General features: G+C 61.6%; 16 protein-coding genes. 10 read left to right on the top strand and 6 right to left on the bottom strand.

Annotation, left to right across the window (positions count from 1 at the left end):
* Positions 1-10 precede the first annotated feature (10 nt).
* On the top strand, positions 11-355 hold the full coding sequence (locus tag ACP7AJ_RS19720) for a hypothetical protein (RefSeq protein WP_426061920.1): 345 nt from the start codon (positions 11-13) through the stop codon (positions 353-355).
* A gap of 251 nt (positions 356-606) precedes the next feature.
* Positions 607-999 carry a hypothetical protein gene (locus tag ACP7AJ_RS19715; RefSeq protein ID WP_426061919.1) on the top strand — a complete coding sequence of 131 codons (393 nt, stop codon included), beginning with the start codon at positions 607-609 and terminating at the stop codon, positions 997-999.
* Between the two features lie 412 nt (positions 1,000-1,411).
* Here the strand turns inward: ACP7AJ_RS19715 and ggt are convergent, their stop codons facing one another.
* Positions 1,412-3,166, bottom strand: a complete 1,755-nt coding sequence (gene ggt, locus ACP7AJ_RS19710; RefSeq protein WP_426061918.1) for a gamma-glutamyltransferase — start codon at positions 3,164-3,166, stop codon at positions 1,412-1,414.
* A gap of 143 nt (positions 3,167-3,309) precedes the next feature.
* On the opposite strand from ggt, the gene ACP7AJ_RS19705 reads away from it, so the two are divergent.
* Both ACP7AJ_RS19705 and ACP7AJ_RS19700 read left to right on the top strand, forming a co-directional pair.
* Positions 3,310-5,358, top strand: a complete 2,049-nt coding sequence (locus ACP7AJ_RS19705) for an alpha amylase C-terminal domain-containing protein (protein ID WP_426061917.1) — start codon at positions 3,310-3,312, stop codon at positions 5,356-5,358.
* A 770-nt stretch (positions 5,359-6,128) separates the two neighbouring features.
* The gene (locus ACP7AJ_RS19700; RefSeq protein WP_426061916.1) at positions 6,129-8,252 is read left to right on the top strand and encodes a PAS domain-containing protein; all 2,124 of its coding nucleotides are present in this window, start codon (positions 6,129-6,131) and stop codon (positions 8,250-8,252) included.
* Between the two features lie 365 nt (positions 8,253-8,617).
* Here the strand turns inward: ACP7AJ_RS19700 and ACP7AJ_RS19695 are convergent, their stop codons facing one another.
* Positions 8,618-10,690, bottom strand: coding sequence for a HelD family protein (locus ACP7AJ_RS19695; protein ID WP_426061915.1), 2,073 nt, complete (start codon positions 10,688-10,690; stop codon positions 8,618-8,620).
* 105 nt (positions 10,691-10,795) lie between these two features.
* On the opposite strand from ACP7AJ_RS19695, the gene ACP7AJ_RS19690 reads away from it, so the two are divergent.
* A complete protein-coding gene (locus ACP7AJ_RS19690) occupies positions 10,796-11,488 on the top strand; it encodes a hypothetical protein (protein ID WP_426061914.1) in 693 nt (230 codons plus the stop codon).
* Positions 11,489-11,682: 194 nt separating this feature from the next.
* Here ACP7AJ_RS19690 and ACP7AJ_RS19685 read toward each other — a convergent pair whose 3' ends face one another.
* From ACP7AJ_RS19685 to ACP7AJ_RS19675, 3 genes are all read right to left on the bottom strand, one after another.
* Positions 11,683-13,548, bottom strand: coding sequence for a glycoside hydrolase family 13 protein (locus tag ACP7AJ_RS19685; protein ID WP_426061913.1), 1,866 nt, complete (start codon positions 13,546-13,548; stop codon positions 11,683-11,685).
* Between the two features lie 80 nt (positions 13,549-13,628).
* On the bottom strand, positions 13,629-14,135 hold the full coding sequence (locus ACP7AJ_RS19680) for a YdeI/OmpD-associated family protein (RefSeq protein ID WP_426061912.1): 507 nt from the start codon (positions 14,133-14,135) through the stop codon (positions 13,629-13,631).
* A 47-nt stretch (positions 14,136-14,182) separates the two neighbouring features.
* Entirely contained in the window at positions 14,183-15,535 is a 1,353-nt protein-coding gene (locus tag ACP7AJ_RS19675) for a glycosyltransferase family 4 protein (RefSeq protein WP_426061911.1), read from the bottom strand.
* A gap of 226 nt (positions 15,536-15,761) precedes the next feature.
* Here ACP7AJ_RS19675 and ACP7AJ_RS19670 point away from each other — a divergent pair, with 226 nt between their 5' ends.
* The 4 genes from ACP7AJ_RS19670 to ACP7AJ_RS19655 all read left to right on the top strand — a co-directional run bounded on the left by ACP7AJ_RS19670 (position 15,762) and on the right by ACP7AJ_RS19655 (position 22,902).
* A complete protein-coding gene (locus tag ACP7AJ_RS19670) occupies positions 15,762-18,245 on the top strand; it encodes a glycoside hydrolase family 31 protein (protein WP_426061910.1) in 2,484 nt (827 codons plus the stop codon).
* A gap of 298 nt (positions 18,246-18,543) precedes the next feature.
* Positions 18,544-21,030, top strand: a complete 2,487-nt coding sequence (locus ACP7AJ_RS19665) for a T9SS type A sorting domain-containing protein (RefSeq protein ID WP_426061909.1) — start codon at positions 18,544-18,546, stop codon at positions 21,028-21,030.
* A gap of 345 nt (positions 21,031-21,375) precedes the next feature.
* Positions 21,376-22,278 carry a hypothetical protein gene (locus tag ACP7AJ_RS19660; RefSeq protein WP_426061908.1) on the top strand — a complete coding sequence of 301 codons (903 nt, stop codon included), beginning with the start codon at positions 21,376-21,378 and terminating at the stop codon, positions 22,276-22,278.
* A gap of 156 nt (positions 22,279-22,434) precedes the next feature.
* Positions 22,435-22,902, top strand: coding sequence for a DinB family protein (locus tag ACP7AJ_RS19655; RefSeq protein ID WP_426061907.1), 468 nt, complete (start codon positions 22,435-22,437; stop codon positions 22,900-22,902).
* A 39-nt stretch (positions 22,903-22,941) separates the two neighbouring features.
* Here ACP7AJ_RS19655 and ACP7AJ_RS19650 read toward each other — a convergent pair whose 3' ends face one another.
* Complete coding sequence (locus ACP7AJ_RS19650) at positions 22,942-23,883, bottom strand: T9SS type A sorting domain-containing protein (RefSeq protein WP_426061906.1); 942 nt, start codon at positions 23,881-23,883, stop codon at positions 22,942-22,944.
* Positions 23,884-23,988: 105 nt separating this feature from the next.
* Between ACP7AJ_RS19650 and ACP7AJ_RS19645 the strand changes: the two genes are divergently transcribed.
* Positions 23,989-25,227, top strand: a complete 1,239-nt coding sequence (locus tag ACP7AJ_RS19645) for a serine hydrolase (RefSeq protein WP_426061905.1) — start codon at positions 23,989-23,991, stop codon at positions 25,225-25,227.
* Positions 25,228-25,298: the final 71 nt, after the last annotated feature.

The following is a 25,298-nucleotide window of genomic DNA, read 5'->3' as shown; positions in this document are numbered from 1 at the left end:
CATTTTTCCCATGTCCAGATTCAATCCTGCCTCTTCAGGCCCCGCCCTCGACGCTGCCATCGATGCCGTAAAAGGCGACTTAACTGCTCCGCCCGCTGCCAGCCAGCTTGATAGCTGGATGCGCCTGCTCGACGGCACGGGCACCGGGGCACAAGGGGCCATGCTCGAGGAAATGACCAGCCTGAAAAACTACATCAGCAAAGGCGATATCGCCAACATCAGCCATTCGCTCCGCACCCTGGGCCAGCTCACTACCAAAGCGGCCACCGAAACCGACCTCGACGAAGAGCTTAGCAGCAAGCTGAACCGGCTGGGCGAAGCCCTGCTGGCTGCCAGCACATCGGTAGCAGGGTAGGTAGGGGCTGCGACACCAAAATGGCTTTTCTGAAACTTTCGGAAAAGGCGGCCGACCTCAAGGTCAGCCGCCTTTTCTACTCCTAATCACTACCCAGCTGCTCCGCGCTCCGCGCCAACGACTGCGCGTTAGAGTTGGCTTTTTGCCTGTTGTGCTGCGTACCTTCGTGGCCGCAAGTCCTAGCTCAGCGCCTCTGCCACGTGGGGAGGCAACGGGTTGGGGCCGAATTTTCATCTTCCTCAATTCCTCCCATGAGCCTCATTCCCCAGATTGAATCCAGCATCCAAGCCATCTTCGCAGCCATCGGCAACGGTTTCCAGATGGACCCAGCCGCGGGTTACAACCAGATTGACAACTGGATTCAGAGCCTGCGTGGTACCAATGAGCCCGCTATGCGCCCCATTGTGCACGAGCTGGAAACCCTGCGTGGCCACATCGACAACAACAACGCCGCTGGCATGGCCATTGCCTTCCAGAACCTGGGCGAGCTGACCGCTCAATCGGCCCTGTCGGTGCACAACTTCACTGGCGAAGGCGACAAGGCCCGCGAAATCAGCCAGAAGCTGACCGCTGCCGCCGGCAACCTGCGCCTGATTGCCAATGCTCCCGGCGCTGGCGCCAACAACCATTCAGTTGCCAAGTAGCAAAAAGGAAATTTGCGGGTAGAATATTCTACCTGCTTAGCCCCAATAAAAAACCCGAAGCCTGCTGAGGCTTCGGGTTTTTGCTTTTGCGTCAAATCTTTTGATGAAGAGGTTTGGCTGCTAACGAAGCCGTTAAGGAATTTCTTCACAACACCTTAGAACGTCATGCTGAGCTTGTCAAACCGAAGGTCGCCGTAGGCAAGCATCTCGCTCGCTTCGTCTAAAATCGGCTGTCATGCTGAGCTTGCGAAGCATCTTCTTACGCCACAGCAACTCGTTCTACGAGGGATAAGATGCTTCGTGCCTCAGCATGACAGCCGATTTTAGACGAAGCGAGCGAGATGCTTCACTGCGCTCAGCATGACCGTTTGACGACTACTTAAGCAGCATAAAATATAAACCACTAAGTGGCCTAATACCCGATGGCCGTATCGTCGCCGCGGGGGTCGGCGCCGCCTTCCAGTTTGTTGTCGGGGCGCACGTGGATGATGTCGAGGCGGCCCCAAGGCAGGCGGGGGTTGAGGCGGTAGCCGCGGGCCCGGAGCGTGTCCTGTGCGGCAGGCAGCAGAGCGCCCGATTCCACGTCGATTTGGTCGGGTAGCCACTGATGGTGCAGCCGCGGAGCCGTCACGGCCTGCTGGGCATTGAACCCGTAGTCGACCACGGCCAGAATGGTTTGCAGCACGCTGGTGATGATGGTGCTGCCGCCTGGCGAGCCTACTACCAAGGCCACCTTGCCGTTGCGGGTGAGAATGGTGGGGGTCATGCTGCTGAGCATGCGCTTGCCGGGTGCAATGGCGTTGGCCGTGCCACCCACCAGTCCGTAGGCGTTGGGCGTGCCCGCCTTGGCGCTGAAGTCGTCCATCTCGTTGTTTAGCAGGAAGCCGGCGCCGGGCACTACTACTTTGCTGCCATAGGCGCCGTTGAGGGTGGTGGTGCAACTCACGGCATTGCCGAAGGCATCGACAATGCTGTAGTGTGTGGTTTCAGTGCTTTCGTAGCCGGGGAGGCCTTCGCCAGCGGTCACCTCACTGCTGGGCGTGGCGCGGCCCCGGGTGCGCATGGTGGCGGCCCGCTTGCGATTGTAGTCGAGGTCGAGCAGCTTTTGCACGGGCACGTGGCCAAAGTCAGGGTCGCCGAGGTAGGTGGCGCGGTCGGCGTACACCCGGCGCTCGGCTTCGGTGACGTAGTGCACGGCCAGCGGCGTGTGGTAGCCGGCCTGGGCCAGGTCGATGGGTTCCAGCATCTGCAGCATCTGCAGCAGGGCCACGCCGCCGCTGCTGGGCGGCGGCATCGTGATGACGTCGTATTCGCGGTAGCGGCCGCGCAGGGGCTCGCGCCATTTGGCCTGGTAGGCGTCGAGGTCTTTTTGGGCAACGAGGCCGCCCGTGCGCTTCATTTCGGCTAGCAGCAGGCGAGCGGTTTCGCCGCGGTAGAAGCCGGCGCGGCCGTGGTCGCGCACGCGGGCCAGAGTGCGGGCAAGCTCGGGCAGGCGCAGGGTGTCGCCGGCCTGCCATTCGCCACCACCGGGGCGCACATAGGCCGGGGTGCTGCCGGTGTTGTACTTCATGAAATCGGCCCGGGTGCGGTTGAGGCCGGCGGCTTCTTTTAGTGTGAGGGGGAAGCCTTTGGCGGCCAGCGCAACGGCTGGCTGCACCAGCGACGGCCACGAGAGCTTGCAGAGCTGCTTGTGCAGCGTGGCCATGCCGGCTACCGTGCCGGGGGTGCCTACGGCCAGCGCGCCGGCCGTGCTCAGGCCCTCTATCACGTTGCCCTGCTTGTCGAGGTACATGTCGCGGGTGGCGGCGGCAGGGGCCGTTTCGCGGAAATCGAGGCTACCGGCCGAGCCGTTGCGGTCGCGGTAAAGCAGAAAGCCCCCGCCCCCGATGTTGCCGGCCACCGGCAGCACCACTGCCAGGGCAAACTGCACGGCCACGGCCGCGTCGTAGGCATTGCCGCCGCGCTGCAGCACCAAGGTGCCAATTTTTGAGGCTTCCGGGTGGGCCGATACCACCATGGCGTAGTTGGCCACGCGTGGCGCGGCAGCAGCGGGGGTAGGGGCGGCTAAGGAACCCCCGGGGGCGCCGGAGGTGGAGGTGACGGAACGCTCGGCTGAGCAAGCCAGCAGCAATGCCAGCGGAAGGGTCCAAATCCGGGTATTCTTCATTAGGCAAATAAACATCACCTTTCAGACGGATAACTACCGGCGCCCTCAAATAGTGGCTGATGCAAAGGAATTTGTCGGTAAGTGGCTGTCGGTGCTAGGTCGGTAACCCTGACACGTTACTTTTGGCCTAAACCTTCTGCATCATGGCCAACTCAACTCCGCTTCTGCCCACCGTTCCCAAGCAACCGGACCTGCCACCCCTGGCTCTGGTTGAAAACGACGAATGGCTAGTGCCCTTCGAGCCGATTTTGCGCCGCCGCCAGGCGCGGCTCCAGGCAAGGCTAGCCGAAATCGAAAAGTATCACGGCTCGCTGGCTCAATACGCCACCGTACACGAGCAGCTGGGGCTCAACTACGACCCCAGCCGCGGGGGCTACGCCTACCGCGAATGGGCGCCCGGCGCCGATGCCCTGTTTTTAATCGGCGATTTTAATGGCTGGGACCGGCAGGCCCACCCGCTCAAGCGCCTGGAGTTTGGGGTGTGGGAGGTATTTCTGCCCGATGCCGAATACCGCCACCGCCTCACACACGGCAGCCGCTACAAGGTGCACGTGGTAACGGCCGGCGGGGGCAAAGACCGGCTGCCGCCCGCCCTGCGCCGCGCCGTGCAGGACGAAGAAACCAAGGACTTTGCGGCCCAGCTGTGGGCGCCCGAAACGCCGTTTGCCTGGACCGACCAAGGCTTTGACCTGGCCGCGGCCGTGCCCGAGCCCCTCATCTACGAAGCCCATGTGGGCATGGCCACCGAAGAAGGCCGGGTGGGTACCTACCGCGAATTTGCCGACAACATCCTGCCCCGCATTGCGGCCGGCGGCTACAACACGGTGCAGCTCATGGCCATCATGGAGCACCCGTATTACGGCTCGTTTGGCTACCACGTAGCCAACTTGTTTGCCGCCAGCTCGCGCTTCGGCACCCCCGAAGACCTCAAGTATCTCATCAACAAAGCCCACGGGCTGGGCATTGCGGTGTTGCTCGACATCGTGCATTCGCACGCCGTGAAAAACGAAGCCGAGGGCCTGGCCAATTTCGACGGCTCGGGCAACCTGTATTTCCACAAAGGCGACCGCGGCAACCACCCCGGCTGGGACAGCAAGCTCTTCGACTACGGCCGGCCTGAGGTGCAGCGCTTTCTGCTCAGCAACCTGCGCTACTGGCTCGAAGAATACCACTTCGACGGTTTCCGCTTCGATGGTGTGACCAGCATGCTCTACCATCACCACGGCGAGGGCGTGGCCTTTATGGGCTACGACAACTATTTCGGCGCCGGCACCGACGAGGATGCCATTCTCTACCTGCAGCTAGCCACCACCCTGGCCCATGGTTTCAAGAAAGACTGCCTGCTGATTGCCGAAGACATGAGCGGTATGCCCGGCCTGTGCCGTCCCATTGACGAGGGCGGCATAGGGTTCGACTATCGCTTGGCCATGGGTATCCCCGATTTCTGGATTAAGCTGCTCAAGCACACGCCCGACGACTACTGGCCCCTCGGCGACCTGTGGCACACGCTGAGCAACCGCCGCGTTGGCGAAAAAACGGTGGCCTACGCCGAAAGCCACGACCAAGCCCTGGTAGGTGACAAAACCCTGGCCCACTGGTTGTTCGATGCGGGTATCTATACCCACATGCAAGCCCTCGACCCGGACCCCGCCGCCGCCCGCGCCTTGGCCTTGCACAAGCTCATACGGCTGCTAACCCTGTCGGCCGGGGGAGAGGCGTACCTCACCTTCATCGGCAACGAGTTCGGCCATCCCGAGTGGGTCGATTTTCCCCGCGAAGGCAATGGGTGGAGCTACCACTTCGCCCGCCGCCAGTGGAGTCTGGGCGACAACCCAGACCTGAAATTTTATCAGATGGGCAGCTTCGACAAAGCCATGGTGCACATGGCCTGCAAACAGCACCTGCTGGCCGCCGCTCCTGCCACGCTGCTCAAGCACGACGAGGTAAACAAAGTGCTGGTGTACGAGCGCGGCGGGCTGGTGTTTGTAGTAAATCTGCACGTCGACAAAAGCCTGACCGACTACCGCTTCTGGGTGACGGAAGAAGGCAAATACCGTGTGGTGTTGTCGTCGGACAACAAGCTTTTCGGCGGGTTCGACCGGACCGATGAAGCGTTTGTATACGAGACGTTTGAACATCAGCTCAGTCTGTATGTGCCGAGCCGGGTGGCACTGGTTCTGGCGCGGGCTTAGCCGGACAAAGCTGAGTAGTTGTTGGATGCAGCTAAAGCCCGAAGGTAAAAGACGGAAAGTTTGATGTAGCTGTATAGCTGCCGTACTGCGGATTAACCGGAACTGGAAAGTATTCCCGTTCCGGGATGCAGATAAGCGTACCTTACATGTCCTGCCGGTTCCATCCTGTTTGAAATCTATGCACTGAGCCTTCCTTTTGGGGGCGTCTTGCACAAAGAATTATTCTCACCGTTTGTTTTTTGGGTTACCCAATTGGGCCGCTCAGCCTGCATTCTTTGCGCTGCTGCCATGCCAATTGTTGCCCCGCCGCTACTTGCGGCCCCCACCTTTCCTGCCGACTTGCTGCAGCCCTTGTTGGAAGTGTCGCTCACGGCCATCAGCCTGCAGCGGCCTATTTATCGGCCCAAGAGCAAGCAAATCGAGGATTTCTCCCTCGACTACCTCAACCGGGCTGGCCAGCGCATCATGCACCTGCCCGAGCAGCCGGGCGGCACCCTGCTCACCCACCTGCCGCACGCGCTGGCTACGGGCATCTTCGCCTTCTACTGCCACGTGTTCGAAACAGGCGAGGCTGGCCGCTACGACCTCAACTACCCGCACGACGGACTGGACCAGTACTTTCACCTTGCAGCCCAGCGCTGCGGAGAAAGGCTACTGGTAAGCTTCACGGCCGATGAGGCCACCCCCAACCACCACGCCGGGAAAGAAGCCTTGCCCGCGAGCCGGCCGCCCGTACCGAGGCCGAAGCCCAACGCAGCGAGCTGCAGCGCGTGGTTGAACAAGCCCCGGTGGCTCTGGCCATTGCCCGTGGCCCTGACTTGGTGGTGGAAGCTGCCAACCCGGCCATCCTGGCCCTGTGGGGGAAGCCGGCCGAAGAAGCTCTCGGCAAGCCTTTGCTTGAGGCTGTGCCCGAGGCGCCGGGCCCAGGCCACCGGGCCCTGTTCGAAAGCGTGCTGCGCACCGGGCAGCCGGTGGTGACCCGCGAGCGCGCGGCACCGGGCCTGTCAACCAACAACCGGGAAACGCCTTTTTTTGATTTTGTGTACCAACCCCTGCGCGACGAGCAGGGCCAGGTGACCGGCGTGATAACCGTGGCCACGGAGGTAACGCAACTGGTGCAGACGCGCCAACAGGTGCAGGAATTGAACGAGCAGCTGGCGTCCGCCAATGGCCAGTTGCAGGGCTTGAACGCGGGGCTGCTGACCACCAACGCTGCCCTGCTCACCACGCAAGGCGAACAGCAGCAACTCAACGACGAATTGGAAACCCGCGTGGCCGAGCGCACCCAAGCCCTGAAGCAGGCGCTGGCACAAGCCGAAGTGCAGCGGGGACGGCTACACGAACTGTTCGAGCAAATGCCCCTCGCCATTGCGGTGCTAAAGGGAACGGAATATGTCATCGAGCTGGCTAATCCGACCGTGTGCGCGTTATGGGGCCGCACCCCCGCCCAGACCGTAGGCACAGCCTTGTTTACGCTGCTGCCCGAAATCCGGGACCAGGGCTTTAAGGAACTACTGGACGAGGTGGTGCGCACCGGCCGGCCCTACACGGCCTCCGAAGTGCCTTCGGTGCTGGTGCGGAACGGGCAGCGCGATACGCTGTATTGGAATTTCGTGTACCAACCGCTGCGCGACTCTGGGGGAGATGTGACGGGCGTGACGGTGCTGGCCACCGAGGTAAGTGCCCAGGTAGATGCCCGCCAGCACCTGGCCGCGCAGCAGCAGCTTCAGGCCATGTTCGAGCTTGCCCCGGTAGCCATGGGCGTGTTCACGGGCCCCGACTACATCGTGGACGTGTGCAATCCGGGCCTGCAAGCCATTTGGGGCCGCACGGCCGAACAGGTATTGACCCGGCCCCTGTTTGAGGTGTTTCCCGAAATCCAAGACCAGGGCTTCAGGGAGGTGCTGGATGAAGTGGTGCGCACTGGCGAGCCCTACCTAGCCCACGAAGTGGCGCTACAGGTGCTGCATGATAACCGGCCCACCACGGTGCACGTCAATTTCGTGTACCAGCCGCTGCGCGACGCGCAAGGGAACATCACAGCCATTGCGGTCGTGGCCACCGACGTGACCGAGCAAGTAGTTGCCCGGCGCTTCGTGCAGCGGATGAACGAGGCCAACGTGCAGCGGCTCAACGAAGAGCTGGCCGGCAGTATCGAAGAATTGCGCAGCACCAACCAGGAACTGCTGGCCAGCAACCAGCAGCTGGTGCGCACAAACGGCGACCTCGACAACTTTATTTACACGGCCTCGCACGACCTGAAAGCGCCTATTTCCAACATTGAAGGCCTGCTTGCAGCCCTGTCAACGGAGTTACCCTTGCCCATCCGACAAACCGAACCGGTGCGACCCCTGCTGGACATGATGCAGGATGCCGTCGAACGCTTTCAGCTCACCATTGTGCAGCTCACGGACATTTCCAAGCTTCAATTGGCCCACGCCCAGGTGCCGGAGCAGGTAAACCTGGCGGCGCTGGTCGAGCACGTGCGCTTAGACTTGGTGCCGATGCTGGCGGCGGCTGGCGCCCAACTCTTAGTGGAGGTGCAGGCCTGCCCCACGGTTTCCTTTTCGCCCAAGAACTTGCGCAGCATCGTGTACAACCTGCTCAGCAACGCCGTGAAATACCGGGCCTTGGACCGCCCGCCGGTGGTGCAGCTGCGCTGTCATCGCAATGGCCTAACCGTGGTGCTTGAGGTGCAGGACAACGGTCTCGGCTTGAGCCCCGACCAGCAGTCCAAGCTCTTTGGCATGTTCCAGCGTCTGCACGACCACGTTGAGGGTTCGGGCATCGGCCTGTATATGGTCAAGAAAATGGTGGAAAATGCGGGCGGCACCATCGCAGTACAGAGCCAGCCAGGGGTGGGGTCTACGTTCGTGGTGTCGTTTCCGGGCTAGTGAGATGCCGTGCGCTTTGCTGTGCGGCCACTGCTGCAGGTGGGTGTGGGCACTTCCGGCATGGACATCATGCGCTGGGCGGCGGGGTTGAGGTACTCGAAAGTAAAATCGACAATCTCATCCTGGGCTGCTCGGGTCCTACCGTGGGGTGTAGAGAACGACACCCGTGAGCGAAACGGCCAGCAGGTCATCGGAAGGAGCAACGGCCGTGAGAAGACCCAGGGAATCGGGCATGAGAAACTGGATTAAGGCGACAAGAGCAGCCACAAATAACAGCAGCATTAGCTACGCGAGCTGCTCATTTACTGGCATATGCTTTCCTTGTCCTAAGCAACACGCTGCAAGTAAGTAGAAACCAACGCGCCTCAGCCAGCCAGGAATGGCGTGAGTCCATCGGTGTACGTCAGCGTGAGCTGGTGCATGGCCCGGGTGCACGCGATGTAGAGCATGCTCCGGTCGACCTCTGTTTTATAAGTGCGGGCAGAGGCGAAAGGCACGATGACCTCGTCGAATTCCAGTCCCTTCGCCAAATGGGCCGTGGTGATGACGACCCCTTCTTTAAAGGTTGAGGATTCCGGCGTGAGCAGATGCACGCCCGACGCCTTCAATACCTGATGGGCATCCTGTGCCTGCCGGAGGGTTTTGCAAATGATGCCCAGGGAATGATTTGAGGAGCCTTTAAAGTCCGATATCATCCCTTGGATGGCCGCCAGTTCTTCGTTGCGGCTGCCAAAGCGCGCAATGACGGGCTCCGGCCCGTGCCTTTCCAGCGGGAGAATGCCGGGGCTGGAACTGATGCGCTGCGCGAAGGCCGTAATCTCGACGGTGGAGCGGTAGCTGCGGTACAGGCGAACCACTTCGGCCTGCGGGAAAATGCGCTCAATGGTTTCGGCCGAAGAAGCGCTGTAGGGGTTCACCGTTTGGCTGACATCGCCCAAAATTGTCTTCCGGCCCGGAAACAAGCGGGACAACACGGCATACTGCACGGGGGTGTAGTCCTGCATCTCGTCTACCAGCAGATGCTTAACCTGGTCGTAGGCGCTGATGCCTTCCAGGCGCAGGCGCAGATATATCAAGGCAAACACATCTGCGTATTCCAGGCGCTGGCCGGGGTGGTGCCTGAATAGCTCCGGCTTGCCGAGCCAGCGATAGAAATCCCGGTAGAGGTCCAGCACGTGGTGGAACCGGAACATGCGGGGAATGGCTTCCCCGATAGCCGCTTTCTCGGACCCGGTCAGCTTTCGGCGGGTGGCGTCCCGCACGTAATCCCGGATGTCCTGGGCAACCAGCGCAAACCGTTTTAGGAGCGGCACGCGATGGTAGGTCCGGAACTTCGCCTGGATGACGGACACCGGAACGACGGTGCTGCCCACCCGCAGCTCGGTTACGGTGAAGTACGTATTCTCGACGTGCAGCAGGTACTGATTCAGCTGGCTGAGGAAGTCAAAGGAAGATTTGAATTGGATGCGCTGGATGAAGGCGGGGTCGTGGTTTTCCAGCAGCGCGGATACCTGCTCAAAGAAGGTCTGGAACGGGTACCGGTTTTCGAGCAGGTCAGCCGCCAGCTCTTCCATACCCAACTCGGGGATGTGTTCTTCCCCCAGCTCGGGCAAGACGTTGGAGATGTAGTCGGCAAAGACCTTGTTGGGCGAGATAATGAGGATGTCCCGCGCCGAGATGGTCTCGCGGAAGCGGTACAACAGGAAGGCAATCCGGTGCAAGGCAATCGAGGTTTTCCCCGAACCGGCCACGCCCTGAATGACCATCACCGGGGTTGTCTCGTTCCGAATCACGGCGTTCTGGTCTCGCTGAATGGTGGCAACTATGTTCTTCAGCTTGTCGTCGGAGGACTTGGCCAGTTCGCGCTGCAGCACGTCGTCGTGAATGTTCACGTCGTTTTCGAGCATAAACTCCAGGCGGCCGTCCCGAATCTTGTATTGCCGTTTCAGGGCAATGGTGCCCTTGATGGTTCCGGACGGGGTAGAGTAGGAGGCTTCCCCCAACTCGTAGTCGTAGAACAAAGAGGAGATGGGAGCCCGCCAGTCGTAGATGAGGCCCTGGCGCCGCTGCTCGTCGATGAAGGAGTACACCCCGATGTACACCGGGATGGATGCCTGGTGCTGGTTGACGAAATCAATGCGGCCAAAGTAAGGGGATTGGCTCAGCTTGAGCAGCTTCCGTTTCCGGGCCACGGCCGCTTCGCCCGTAAAGGCCATGCGGTTGATGGATTGGTCGGCGGCCACCATGTCGGCATCGTCCATGCCCGACTGGTGCTCGTGGATGTACTGCTTTTTCTCCCGTAGCTCATTGGAAGATTGCCTAACGGCGTCATCGACCCGCCGGATGGCCAGCGTCAGCTTCTCCTTGATTTCTTCCAGGTATTCTCTCTCTTCTTGCTCCGTTGCGTTCATCCCGGGTGACTCTTTGGAAATGGACATCAAAGGTCACTTCAAATTCTCGTTTTGCTTTTCGAACCGTTTTCGTGAAGGATAGTCTTTACTTTGACGAGCGGTTATTCTTTCCTATTTGGAGCTGTAGCAGATATGAGCCGAGCCCCCGTTTCCGACCTCTCGCCGCTCGATTGGCTGCCGTTGACCGATGACGTGCCTGCCGTCTCGGGACTTCCGCCGGGCTTCGCGGCGTATCGCAAGCTCTTGCCCCCGTTGGGCGTGGACCGTTCCATTCCGCTGACCACCTATCCGTTCAAGGCCCACGGGGTGGCGCAACTCAACGCCCGCGTGGCGTTTTGGAACGCGCACGGCATTGTCTTGGGCCAACCGGCCCCGGACCGCTTAACCCCGATTACTTACCGCCAAGTGGCGGCCGAACTAGGCGTGGCCTTTACTCCCGCCTTTGGCAATGAAGCCATATCCCGCGCCTACGGCGGCTGGCCTCCTCACTTGGGCAGCAGCCAAGCCCTGGAAGTGGCCTTCGCACAGCAGCTGGTCGACGTACTTGGCCCTCAGGGGGATGCCTATTTTTTTGGGTCAGTGGCCGAAGGTGCGTATCGCTGGGACGCGCAAGGCTTGCCCACCGATTGGCTGGAGCGGGGGAAGGCCGAGGATGTTGTCGACTTTTACCAACAAGAGCGCCGTTGGCCCACGTACACGTTTGCCGTGGACCAGACATGGTGCCTCTACCAAGGCGAAGACCAGGAACTGGCGCTGGGTTGTTCGGTGGCCATGAGCCACACCCTGCAGGCCCACCCCACGTTGGAAACTTGGTCCCTTATTTAGGAACCGTCATACTTGGTTCGTGAGTCATTAAGCTCCTCCATTTCTTGAACCAGGAGCCTGCAGGCCTCTTGGCTTCCCTTTGCAGTTCAGAATGGGTTCATCAAACTGGTTTACTAATCCGAGTTCAGACCCGAACGCTGAACTCCCTCTGGCGCGAGTTCAGCGGAGCGTAACTCGAGCTAGTGCCTAGGGCGCTACTTCTGCAACTCCAGCACCACGGCCGTTTTGGCTGGTAGCTGCAGGGTGGCGATGCTGGCCACGTTCTCACCGGTGAGCACGTTGCGGGCTTTCGTGAAGCCTGTGGTGCGCTCCGAGAAACGGGCAGTGGGCAGCGCTACTACTTTGTCAGTAGTATTCGAAGCGACCATGACCGTGCCGCTGGCATCGTAGCGGAAGTACACGTAAATGCCATCCTGCGGCAGGTACTGCATGAGCTTGCCGGAGTGCAGCGCGGGGTGCGTGCGGCGGTAAGTGGCCAGCGTGCGCACAAAGTCAAAGGCTTCGTTTTCGCGAGCGGTGCGGCCGGCGGGCGTGAATTTATCTTCTTTGTCGCCGGGCCAGCCGCCGGGGAAATCCTTGCGCACCTCGGCATCGGTGGGGTCTTTGAAATTCTTCATCAGGATTTCGGTGCCGTAGTACATGCTCGGGATGCCGCGGGTGGTGAGCAGCCAGGTCAGGCCCATTTTGTACTTGCCCAAGTCGTCGCCAATTTCTGAGAGGTAGCGGTTGTGGTCGTGGTTGTCGAGGAAGGTGACGAATTTGGTGGGGTCCTGGTACACTGCATCCTGAGCCAGGGCCTCATACATGCGCTGGGCGCTGCCGTCGTGCTTCAGGCCCTCGACCATGGCGCCTTCCAGCACAAAGTCCAGGCCGCCGGGTTGGTTCGACTTGAAGGGGAAGTTGATGTTGTTTTTAACGTAGTAAGCCTGGTCCACCACGTTGCTAACCGACGACTCGCCGAAAATGTGAATGCGGGGATACTCCGTGAGCAGCGCCGCGTTGCAGCGGTTCATGAAGGGCTGGTCGTTGTACATGTAAGTATCAATGCGCCAGGCATCCACCCCAAAGGTCTCGACCGACCAGATGGCGTGCTGAATCAGGAAGTTGGCCACGTAGGGGTTGCGCTGGTTCAGGTCGGGCAGGAAGGGCACAAACCAGCCGTCGAGCGTGACTTTGCGGTCAATCTGCGAGGCATACGGGTCGGTGATGGGCTGCTGCCGGTAGGAAGTGTTGGTGTAGGTCGGCCACTGATTCAGCCAGTTTTTCATGGGCAGGTCCTTGATAAACCAGTGGGTGTTGCCCACGTGGTTGTACACGGCGTCTTGCACCACTTTCAGGCCTGCGGCGTGGGCTTGCTGCGCAAAGGCCTTGTAGGCTGCGTTGCCGCCCAGGCGCCGGTCCACGTTGTAATGGTCGGTGAAGCCGTAGCCGTGGTAGGAGGCCCGCATGGTGCCGCCCTCGTTGGTCAGCGGCTGGTTGTTTTCGATGACAGGCGTAAACCACACGGCCGTGACGCCCAAATCTTTGAGGTAGCCCAGGCGCTGGGCCGCACCGGCTAGGTCGCCGCCGTGCCGTAGAAAGCCGTTGGCTCGGTCGGCGCTGGGGTCGAGCATGTCGGCGAACTTGTCATTGCTCGGGTCGCCGTTGGCAAAGCGGTCGGGCATAGCCAGGTAAATGAAGTCGGCCTGCGTGACGCCCTGGGCTTTGGGGGCGTTGTCGCGGGCTTTCAGTTCCCAGGCTTGGGTGAGGGTCTGGCCGCCTTTCTTTCCCACAATCTGCACCTTGCCGGGCTTGGCGGTGGGCGCAATCGTCAGGTCGAGGAAGGCGTAGTTGGGGTTCTCCACTGTGTTGGTTTTCACCAGCTTCACCCCCGGGTAGGTGATGGTATAAGCCAGCGTGCCCGCGCCGGGCCCGTACACAAGCACTTGCACGTTGGGCCGTTTCATGCCCACCCACCAGTTGGTGGGGTTCACACGCTGAATGAGTGCCGACTGCGCCGCGGCGTCTACCGGCAGCAGGGCCGTGGTGAGCAGCAACAGAAACAATAGATTCTTTTTCATACAGTTAATCTGGTGGTTGGGAGGCCACAGAGGCAAAGGAGTGCCTCAAGCGAAGAAACAGGATGGCAGAAATTCGGGCCCTAGGCGCGTTTGCGGCCTTGAGCCAGCATTTCCACAATCTCGCCGAGGCGGCGGGTGCGGGTTTCGGGCTTTTTGGCGCCTTCGAGCCAGCGCACGTACTCGCGCTGGTGGGTGTAGGCCAACTTGGCAAAGTAGGCGGCAGCTTTGGGGTTGGTGGCGAGCTGTTCGGCTAGGTCGGCGGGGGCCTCCATCTTGCGCTCGGCTACGTCGCGGGTGATGGTGACGCGCACCGTGTCGCCAATGGTCTTGTCGATGGCGCGGCGTATTTGTTTGAGCAGCAGCAGGGCATGGTGGCCGTCGCCGAGCGGAACCACGCTGCCTTGGTAGGGGTAGCCATCGAAAGTGGCTTGCACGGGCACGCGGCCACGGGTGCCGTACACCTCGGGCACGCTGAAGGGGAGCACCACAAATACGCCCCCATCGCCTTCGCCGGCTTCTAAAATGGCTTCAAATTCGTGCTCGGGCTGCATGGTGCTACGGGGTTGCGGAGGTGGGAAATAACTCAAGCAACAAAGTAAAGCCCCCGGCCGCAGTTGCCAGCTACCAACCCCTGCTACTTGCCCGCCAGCTCGCTCAAAACGGCCTGGACGCCGGCTTTGTCGTCAGCGGGCACGATGCGCACCTCTCCGAGGGCGCTGCCGTATTCTTCCACCAGCCGACGATGCACACTTTCATCGGGCACCAAAATGACGTGAGCCCGGCGCAGGGTCATTCGCTCCACTTCCAGCAGCCAGCCGCGCTCGGCGGGGCTGAGGAAGTCGGCGGCCAGCCCGGGCACATACAACACCAGAGGCTGGCCCGTGCTGTTGCGGATTTCGAGGGCCGCCAGCCAGGCCGGCCAGTTGGGCGCGTAAATGACACCGAAATCGCTGCGCCCCTGCACCAGCTGAGCCGCCTGCCGGGCATATTGAATCATGCGGAAGTTCAGGCCTGCTAGCGAGGGCACCAGAAGGGTGGGAGCGGTTTCAGGTTTGGGCTCTAGTTCGGGCTCGGGGAGCGACTCGGAGGCCCGGGATTCTGTCAATATGCTCCCCGCCTCGGGTGCGTCGGGGGTAATATCATCTTCTGGGGCCAATAGGTCGGCGGCTTCGAAGGTGCCGGGTTCTTGCATGCCCTCGTCGAAAGTAAGGGGGCGCAGCAGAAGTGGAAGCTCGGGGTCAGGGTCAAAATCCAGTTCCTCGGCTTCTTCGTTCAGGTCTTCGGCTTGCGAGTTGCCATTGGCTGGTAGTACCGCGTACGCCGCATTGGCACTGGGCATGACTGGCAGACCGGCGCCGAGTAGCAAGTCGGCGGCTTCGCGCACCGTCTGGCCGGCTATCAAGGGCGCCACGGGCAACTGCACGGGCTTGGCAGTGGGGCTGGCGCCTGCGTACGGCGCGGCGGGCGACTGCCATTGGCCGGGCTGGCCAGCACCAGCACCGGCCGGCCACTGGCTCCGCGCCAAAGCCAGGCGCCGGGCGGCAGGAGAGGTTGCCTGCTCTTCCAATGCGGCCGCTACCTGGGCAATGCTGGGCGTCGGCAGGTCGTCGAGGCCAATGAGGCGCGATTGCCAGGGCGCGGCGGCCCCGTTATCGGACTTGCCGGCAACGTTTGTGGCAACGGCCAGTAGCCGTATGCCAGCCGAAGCACTCGCGCTAGTTAGCGCGTCGTCGTTGGTGGCTTCCGAGATTTCCTCTGAAGCTGCGCTCGAAGTGGGCATTTCTATTGAAAGCTCAGCTGCGCTATTGGCTTCTGCTTCCTCGGTATTGGCCGGCAGGTGGGGGTACACAGCTAGTAAGGGCTGCTGTTCGGCGAGCTGGTACACGAGCGGAAGGGTGGGGGGCAGGGCCGAGCCGCCAAGCACGGCTACGCTGGGGTCGGCGTCGTCCCAGGCCAGCAGCAGTACAGAAAAGTTGGGCAAGGTCATTGGTCGCAATTGGAGGGCAAAAGCTGGACCGTAGCGGCTTCCGTGGGGGTGCGACTACGGTTCAGTCCTCAATGCTAAGGCATACGGACCACATATCACCGGAAAATTTGGTCGGAGCCCACCGGAGAAAAGTAACTTGCGTACTTATTTCCCGCTTAACCGGCCGTGCCGGACTCTCTTCTCCCCGGTTTTATGGCCGGTTTTGCCTTTTGATTAGCATCACTTTATGGATACCACGATTCAGGAAAATAACTACATGGTCAATGACCTGGCGGCGAAAAGCCACCAGGAACACTATCCTGGCGAAGTCATCCGCGCCGACCAGCTCGAGGGCAACCGTTTCCTGTTCAACTGCCAGAACGGCGTTCGCCTGGTGCTGCACGTGCTCAGCGATAAAATTCTCCGTTTCCGCTACCTCACGGATGGGCCACTGTCGCCCGATTTCTCCTACGCCATCCCCACCGACGGCCGCCCCCTGCCGGTTCCCGAGTTTTTAGAGTTCAAGGAAAAAACCGACCACTACCGCATCACCACCGAGCGCCTCATCTGCATTGTTCAGAAGGAAAACCTGAAGACGCGGGTGCTTGACCGCTCCGGCTCCATCCTCAGCGACGACGAGAAGGGCTTCCACTGGGAGTACGACTATGACACCGGCAACGACATCGTGAAGATGAGCAAGCAGGTGCCCGCCGGCGTGCACTACTACGGCCTCGGCGACAAGCCCGACAACATGAACCTGCGCGGCAAGCGCTTCACCAACTGGGGCTCCGACACCTATGGCTACGTGAAGGGCTCCGACCCGCTCTACAAGAACATCCCGTTCTACCACGTGCTGCACCAGAAAATTGCCCACGGCATTTTCTTCGACAACACCTTCAAGGCCAGTTTCGACTTCGCGGCCGAGCGCGCCGACGTGACCAGCTTCTGGGCCCAGGGCGGTGAGATGAACTACTACTTCATCTACGGCCCCACCCTGATGGAGGTGACGCAGGAGTACACCCTGCTCACCTGCCCGCCCGAGCTGCCCCCGCTCTGGACTTTGGGCTACCACCAGTGCAAGTGGAGCTACTTCCCCGAAAGCAACGTGAAGGAAATTGCCAGCGGCCTGCGCGACCGCCAGATTCCCTGCGATGCCCTCTACCTCGACATCGACTACATGGAGGGCTACCGCTGCTTCACCTGGAGCAAGGAGCACTTCCCCGACCCCAAGCGCATGGTGCAGGAGCTGACCGAGGACGGCTTCAAAATGGTGGTCATCATCGACCCCGGTATCAAGATTGACCCCGAGTACCCGGTGTACCAGGAGGGCATTGCCAACGACTACTTCTGCCGCCGCGCCGATGGCCCGCTCATGAAGGGCTCGGTGTGGCCCGGCCTCTGCAACTTCCCCGATTTTACCAACCCTGACGTGCGGGAGTGGTGGGCCGGCCTGTTCAAGGAGCTGGTGCAGGACATTGGCGTGAAAGGCGTGTGGAACGACATGAATGAGCCCGCCGTGTTTGAAAAAGGCACCTTCCCGCCCGACGTGCGCTTCCACTACGATGGCCTGTCGGCCTCGCACCAGAAAGCCCACAACATCTACGGCATGCAGATGGCCCGCGCCACGGCCCAAGGCATGAAGCAGTTCTCGTACCCCAACCGGCCGTTCACCATCACGCGCAGCACCTACTCGGGCGGGCAGCGCTACTCCTCGGGCTGGACCGGCGACAACATCGCTTCCTGGGAGCACCTCTGGCTGGCCAACATCCAGTGCCAGCGGCTGAGCATCTCGGGCTTCAGCTTCATCGGCAGCGACATTGGCGGCTTTGTGGATACGCCCACCGGCGAGCTCTACGCTCGTTGGATTGCGCTGGGGGCCTTCCACCCATTCTTCCGCACCCACAGCTCCGGCGACCACGGCGACCAAGAGCCCTGGAGCTTCGGCGAGCCCTACACCAGCTTGGCGCGCCACTTCATTGAACTGCGCTACCGCCTGCTGCCCTACATGTACACCACGTTCTGGCAATACGCCACGGCCGGCACGCCCATGCTGCGCCCACTCACCTTCCTCGACCAGAACGACACCGAGACCTACCTGCGCATGGCCGAATTCGGCCTCGGCGACAACCTGCTTGTCTGCCCCATCACCCAGCCCAGCGCCGATGGCCGATGGATGTACCTGCCCCGCGGCGACTGGTTCTACTACTGGACCGATGCCCCCACGGCCGGCGGCAGCGAGGTGTGGGCCACCGCCGACCTCACCCGCATTCCGCTGTTTGTGAAAGCCGGCTCTGTGCTGCCCATGCAGCCCGTGCTGCAGTACGTGGGCGAAAAAGCCATTGAGGAGCTCACATTGCACGTCTACTTCAAAAACGGCACCCTGGAAAGCGTGCTCTACGACGATGGCGGCGAAGGCTATGCTTACGAGCAAGGCCACAAAACCCTGCGCCGCTTCACCGTCACCGGCTCCGCTACCGGCCTAACCCTCACTCAGGCCATCGAAGGTGATTACCAGCCCAGCTACGCCACCTACCGCGTGGTGCTGCACGGGTTGGCCGGCTCCCTCACCGCCACCGCCGACGGCCAACCCGCTGCTGTGACGGAAACCAAGTTAGAAACGGGGCTGAAGCTGCCGAGTCTAGTCGTGCCCGTCGGTTTCGGTGAGGTGCGATTGAACGTGGTGCCGCCCGTAGTGGCGAAAGCAACCGCACCCGCTACCCCGGCCGCTTAAATTTCTTAAGCTGTTGAACAGAAAAGGCGTTCTGTGGAGCGCCTTTTCTGTTTGAATCAAATAAAATCTACCCTTTCGCTGAACGGTTAATAGCTGCGTACTTCCGAAAAAGTCCGTCGGAGAACCTCCCTGCTCCTTCTTCGCGGTATTGGGCGGGAGATTCCCTGCGCAACCAGAAGTGGCTACGTGAGCCTTGAGCCACGCTTACTACTCGCCGCCTTAGGAGCGTCGCCGTAGCTTTGCGACCCCCTCTTCCTGAGCAGGAAGCAGGCGTACTGCTTACCATTTAACTTTTTTCATGCCCGATTTTTACGCCTGCTTGCGGCCGACTCGTCGCCCTGCCCGCCTTCCCACGCCGTGCCGCGCCGGTCTTCGGCTTCTGCTGTGCCTGCTCAGCGCGCTGCTGGGCCTCGGCCTCAATCCGGTCCTTGGGCAAACGCTGGCCGGTGGGGTCACCCACTCCCTGACCGTGCGCCCGGATGGCACCCTCTGGGCCTGGGGCGATAATAGCGCCGGCCAACTAGGCGATGGCACCACTACGCAGCGCACGGCTCCTGTTCAGATAGGCCTTGCTACTACGTGGCAAAGTGTGGCCGCGGGTTCCTCGTACTCGCTGGCGATACGCCGCGATGGTACCCTCTGGGCTTGGGGGAAGAATGATGCGGGCCAGCTCGGCGACGGCTCCACCGCCCAGCGCCTGGCGCCCGTGCAAATTGGCACCGCGGCCACGTGGCAGCGCGTAGCCGCGGGGCGGTCACATACCGTAGCGGTGCGCACGGATGGCACGCTCTGGGCCTGGGGCGCGAATTTCGTGGGCCAGCTGGGCGACGGTTCCGCCAACTCGCATACCGCTCCCGTGCAAATCGGCACGGCGACTTCCTGGCAAAGCGTCGCCGCCGGCGATTTACATACCCTCGCGATGCGGGCAGATGGCACCCTCTGGGCCTGGGGCAACAACAGGTTCAGCGAACTCGGCGATGGCACAACCAACAACCGGAGTACCCCGGGGCAAATCGGAACGGCAACTTCCTGGCAAGGCGTCGCCGCGGGGAATGGGTTCACCGTGGCCGTGCGGCAGGATGGCACGCTCTGGAGCTGGGGCTTTAACGGCAACGGCCAGTTAGGGAACGGTTCCATTAATGACCGCACCACCCCCGGGCAAATCGGCACGGCGACTACCTGGCAAAGCGTAGCCGCGGGGTCGGCACACGTACTGGCCCTGCGCACCGACGGCACCCTGTGGGCCTGGGGCGATAATCGCCACGGCCAGCTCGCGGATGGCACGAGCCTTACCCGGTATACGCCGCTGCAAATGGGCGTGCTCACTTCCTGGCAGAGCATAGCCGCGGGGTCGTTCCACACCCTGGCGCAGCGCACCGACGGCACCCTGTGGGCCTGGGGCTTTAATAGCCAAGGTCAAGTAGGCAGCACGGCCTTACTGCCAGTGCTTCAACCACTTCCTCAACAAATCGGCGCGGTGAATTCCTGGCAACGAGTGGTGGCCGGCGGCCATTCGCTCGCCGTGCGCACGGACGGCACACTCTGGGCCTGGGGGCGGAACGCCTACGGCCAACTCGGCGACGGCACGACCAACAACCGGAGTGCCCCTACGCAAGTGGCCAGCGGTACAGCTTGGCAAAGCGTGGCGGCCGGGGACTTTCACAGCGCAGGGGTGCGCACGGACGGGACACTATGGTCATGGGGCAATAATCAATCCGGCCAACTTGGGAACGGCTCGACGGCCTTCCAGCAGCCCGCCCCCCTGCAGATTGGCACGGCGACGTCCTGGCAGCGCGTGATTGCCGGCTCGTCCCACACGTTGGCCCTGCGCACGGATGGCAGCCTGTGGTCCTGGGGCAATAACTATGACGGGCAACTGGGCGATGGCTCTACCATTAACCGAAACGCACCGGTGCCCATCGGCGGCGCACTCGCTTGGCGAAGCGTGGCCGCGGGCTTCCGGCACACCGTAGCGGTCGGGGTTGATGGCACGCTCTGGGCCTGGGGCGATAATCAATTTGGCCAGCTCGGTGATGGGACCAATCTCCAACGCACGGCCCCCGTGCGCATTGGGACGGCGACGACTTGGCAAAGCGTGGCCGCGGGCAACGGCTTTACCGTGGCCGTGCGCACGGACGGCACACTCTGGGCCTGGGGATGGAACGCCTCCGGCCAACTCGGCGACGGCACCACCACGAATCAGTCCACGCCCAAACAAATTGGGACGGCCATCTCCTGGCAACAGGTTACGGCTAACTTTTTTCATGCCGTCGCCCTGCGCGCCGAGGGCACACTCTGGGGGTGGGGGCAGAACGGCACGGGCCAGTTGGGCGATGGGTCGACGACGCAGCGAACGACGCCGATGCCAGTTGGGACGGCTACTTCCTGGCAGCAGGTAGCCACCGGCATCTTTCATTCGCTCGCCCTGCGCACCGACGGGACGCTGTGGAGTTGGGGCAGTAATGAGTTCGGCCAGCTGGGCGGTATCCCCTCCAGTAGTCCCGTCCCCCTGCTTATTTTCGGCGGGGGCGGGGTGCTCGCCGCCCGGCAGGCCACGGCAATGCCGCGCGCGTTGCGGCTGGTCCCGAACCCAGCCCGCGGCCGCGTGCAGCTGCCCGACCTGGGCCCCTCCGCTACGGTGCAGCTACTCGACGCCTTGGGCCGTTCCGTGCGCCTGGGAACTGGAGCCCACTTCTCGCTGGATGCCCTCTCCCCCGGCATGTACCTGCTGCAAGCCACTGAGCCGGGGCAGGCTGTACGCACGGCCCGTTTGGTAGTTGAGTAACGCGAGACCGGTTCACGCACCTGTTTGACTAGGGTGTGGGAACTGGTCATATGAACGCTCCTTTCAGTGAACGCATACAAGTAGCACTTTTCAACCGTGCGAATCTGCCCTACGCCCCAGTTTAAGTTCAAAAAACTGGTTCACGAAATCTAAGTTCAGAAAACGCGCATGGACATGAGTTTCGTGAACTATTGAGCGGCCGTGCTTTAACCAACCCGGCGCCTAGTTGGCAGCGCGTCGCAGACGCGCGCCCACTGGGGCTGCTCCCGGCGCGCAACCCCGTACTATCTTGCCTGACGGTAGCGCCACGGCGCCAGAACTGGTAACTAGTTACTTTTCAACTTTATGAAGCTCCCCTGTATTGTTTTGCTGTTGACAGCTGGCCTGAGCGGCTCGTGGGCGCACGCCCAAGCCGGCAACGAGGCACCTCGGCAGCTGGGCGGGGCGCCAGGGGCAGCCCCAGTACCAGCGGCCACTGACCCGGCTGGCCGGCCGGCGTCGGCCGACGGCCACGCCGGCTTGGAGGTGCCAGCGACATCAGGCCCGGCCAGCCGCTTTTGGGTGGGGCTGAAAACCGGGCCAGTGCTCGGTGCCACCGACGTAGCGGCGCACTACCCCCTGCTGGGCCGCTCGTATTTGCTGGTGGACGGACAGCGCCGCCTGGCCCTGACGGAGGTGAGATTTTATGAGGACGAAACGGGTTATTTCCGCCGTGCCCGGCCGCGGGGCGACTTCCGCGAGGCAACCCTGCGCCGGGTGCTGCCGGGCCGCCTGAGCGTGTACGAGCCCCGAACCTCGCTGTACCGGCGGCTGGCCATGGGCTCGGCGCTGCTGGCGCTGGGCAATCCGTTGGCAGCGGCATCCTCGGCGGCCACACCGTCTCCGGGCCCCGTGTATTTTGCCAAAGACGACGGCTTGGTGTATCCCCTCAGCCACGGCAACCTGCGGCGGGCCATCAGCGACAGCCCGGGTGCCCTGACCATGGAAGCCCGCGCCCACCGCTACGAAGTAGCCAACACCGCCAGCACCGTGCTGGGCGTGGGCCTGCTGCTAGGTGGGCTGGTGCGGACCATTGGACACTTGGGCGGCGTCACCCGCTTGGGCGGCGGCCAGTCAAACGGCGACCTTACCCTGGGCATGCTCGGGGCCAGTGTGCCCTTGCTGGTGGTGCCGTTGGTGTTGAAAGACAAGCCCGCCGAGCACCGGCGGCAGGCCATTGAGTTGTACAACTACGCGCAACGGCGGTAGGTAAGCTTCGCCAGCGTGCCGCGCGTCGGATACGCGCGCCAGCCGGGGAACAGCAGAGAGCAAGCCTGGGAAATTGTTCTGTTGAAGGCCCAGCACATTCGCCAGCAGTTCAATACATTGCGTCCTCTCCCATCGCACACATTGAAGGCCTGCCCCATGAATTTGCCCGCTCAAATTGCTCAGCAAGTGCGAGAAGTTCACTTTGGCGGCAACTGGACCGTGTCGAACCTGCAGGAGCAGCTGGCGGGCCTTACGTGGCAGCAGGCAACTGCCCGGGTGGCTTCCTGCAACAGCATTGCGGCCTTGGTATACCACATCAATTACTACATCAGCGCTTGCTTGGGCGTGCTGCGGGGCGAACCGCTCACGGCTCACGATAAGTACAGCTTTGCTCATCCGCCCATCAATTCGCAAGCCGACTGGGAGCAGCTGCTGGAGAAAATCTGGGCCGATGCCCGGGCCTTTGCCTACCTGATTGAGCAGCTGCCCGAACACCGACTGTGGGAAACCATGGCGGACGAGAAATACGGGAACTTCTACCGCAACCTGCACGGGATTGTGGAGCATACGCACTACCACCTGGGGCAGATTGCCTTGCTCAAAAAGCTACTGACGGCAGAATAACCCGAGGCTTCTTGCTAGCTCCCGAAGAAATAAGATGCGCTATTGCACCACTATTCTTTTTGCAATCAGGCCTTTGGCAGTGGCCAGCTGAACGGTGTATACCCCTTTTGCCAACTCGCTTAAATCGAGGGTGCGCGTGGTGCCAGCACCCGGCGAGGGCTCGCGTCGCACCACGCGGCCCGTGGCGTCGAGTACGGTGAGGGGAGCGGCCAGCAGGGCCGGCTCGCTGGCGTTGAGCACGTAACGGCCGTTGGGGCTGGGGTTGGGAAATACGCTAATGGTGGCAGCGAGTGCGGCGTCGCGCGTGGCCGTGACCGTGCCGCCAACGAAGGCAATGTCGTCGACAAGCAGAGTGGTGCCGTTCGTGATGTTATCGGCGAAGCCCGAGCTCAACACCATGCTCACGGAGTCGGGCGCCAGGGCCGAACGGTAAGTGAGAGGAACCGTGGCCAAGGTATAGGTAGTAGCCAGTGCAGGAATCAAATATGCCGCCTGCGCTACCACTACGGAGCTGCCGTTGACGGTGCGTGTGAGCTGCACCAGCACGCCCGCCGAGTCGGCAAGGGCTTGCGGCCCACTGAGCTGGTAGTAGAACTGCAGGCTGGTGGGGCGGGCCGTAAAGGGCATGCCGCCCGGCAAGTCGTTGCCCCCGTTCAGATTTGTTCCTAAAATAAGGAAGCCGGGGACACGGCCGGTGCCAACATTTCTTGTTTGCAGCTGGGCCGCAAAGGGGCCGCTCCGAGGGGTGCTGGCTTTGGTGACGGTGCCAGTACTAGAGGGCAGCCGCTGCTCAACGATAACACTGACCAGGTCGTCGGTGGTCTGCCAGTTGGTGGGAGCATCCACCCCCGGAATCACGGAGGTAGTGCGCGTGGCCCAGGTGTCGAGGTTGCTGTTGGAAAAGGTCTGGCCCTGGGCTGGGGCAGCAGCTAGCCAGCAGGCCGCTACGGTGGCCACCAAAGAGTGGAAAATTGTTTTCATTAGTCAAAGGGTAAGAAGGTAATGCCGAGTATTATAAGCAAGTAGACTAAATAAAGTTGGTAAATAGTACTAAAATAGGTATTAATTGATTCTTTATTTTGCCGAATGTTTCTTTTTCAGCGACTAGCAGGCATCCTGCTCATGGCAGCGGGGCAAGTACTGGTGAGCGCCGGAATTGCTCGTGCCCAACTGGTCAGCAATCCGCTTAGCGAACTGTTGCGCCGGGATACTACGGGCCTGAGCCGCGTGCTGGCCCGGCCCGACATTTACCGCTTACAGATTCTGTACACCCGCATTCGGCGCGACAAGGCAGGCCAGCCGCACTTCCGGAGCTACTACTACCGCCTCCGTCCGCGCACTTATTTTTATCCCGCCAGCACCGTGAAACTGGCCGCTGCCGCGCTAGCGCTGGAAAAGCTGCGGGTCCTCAGTGCAACCATTTCCGGCCTGACTCCCGAGTCGGTGATGCTGACGGACTCGGCCTTTGCCGGCCAAACGCGTGTGCGGCGCGACACTTCGGCGGGCAATGGGCGGCCCAGCGTGGCGCACTACGTGTGCAAGGCATTGTTGGTAAGCGACAACGATGCCTTTAATCGCCTCTATGAGTTTGTGGGGCCCGCAGAGCTGAACGCGGGCCTTGCCCGATTGGGCTTGCGCCACAGTAGGCTACTGCACCGCCTCTCGGTGGGCGACCAGGAGCCGGGCAGCCGCCACACCAATCCCGTGGCTTTCTATGCCGATACGGCGGCTACTCAGCTGCTCTACCAGCAGCCCGCGGCTTACTACGCCGGCCCCTGGCCCCGGCCGAAGCTCCGAACCCAAAAAATTGGCCGGGCTTACCTGCAGGGAGCGCTGCGGGTAGAGGAGCCGTTGGATTTCAGCCAAAAAAATGCTTTCTCCTTGCCCGACCTGCAGCGGCTGCTGCGGGCGGTGCTGTTTCCGGAAACCCTGCCCCCGGCCCAGCGGCTGTGCCTGGCCCCCTCCGACTACGCCCTGCTGCGGGAAGCACTGTCGCAGCTACCCCGCGAAAGCCAGCAGCCGCGTTATGACCCCGCTAGCTACCCCGATACATATGCTAAATTTCTACTGGGTGGGGGTGGGCTTTCGCCTTTGCCGCCGGGAGTACGCGTCTTCAATAAGTTGGGGCAGGCATATGGATTCCTCATCGATAACGCTTGCATTGTCGACGCCGACAAAGGCGTAGAGTTTTTGCTCAGCGTCGTGCTTTACGTCAATGCCGATGGCGTGCTGAACGACGATAAGTATGAGTACGACCTCATCGGCTTTCCCTTTATGCGCGACCTAGGACTGCGGGTTTATGAAGCGGCGCTGAAAAGGAAATAAACAGCTGGGTTCGTGCCGCGAGGGCCTAGCGAGGCCACACGGTAAGAGTACGGGACGGGCGCAGGCTTATT

Origin of the sequence: Hymenobacter sp. B1770 (genome assembly GCF_049896385.1) — a bacterium.
Classification (GTDB): domain Bacteria; phylum Bacteroidota; class Bacteroidia; order Cytophagales; family Hymenobacteraceae; genus Hymenobacter.
The sequence above is the reverse complement of the archived record's forward strand: the minus strand, read 5'-3'. Positions and strand labels throughout refer to the sequence as shown.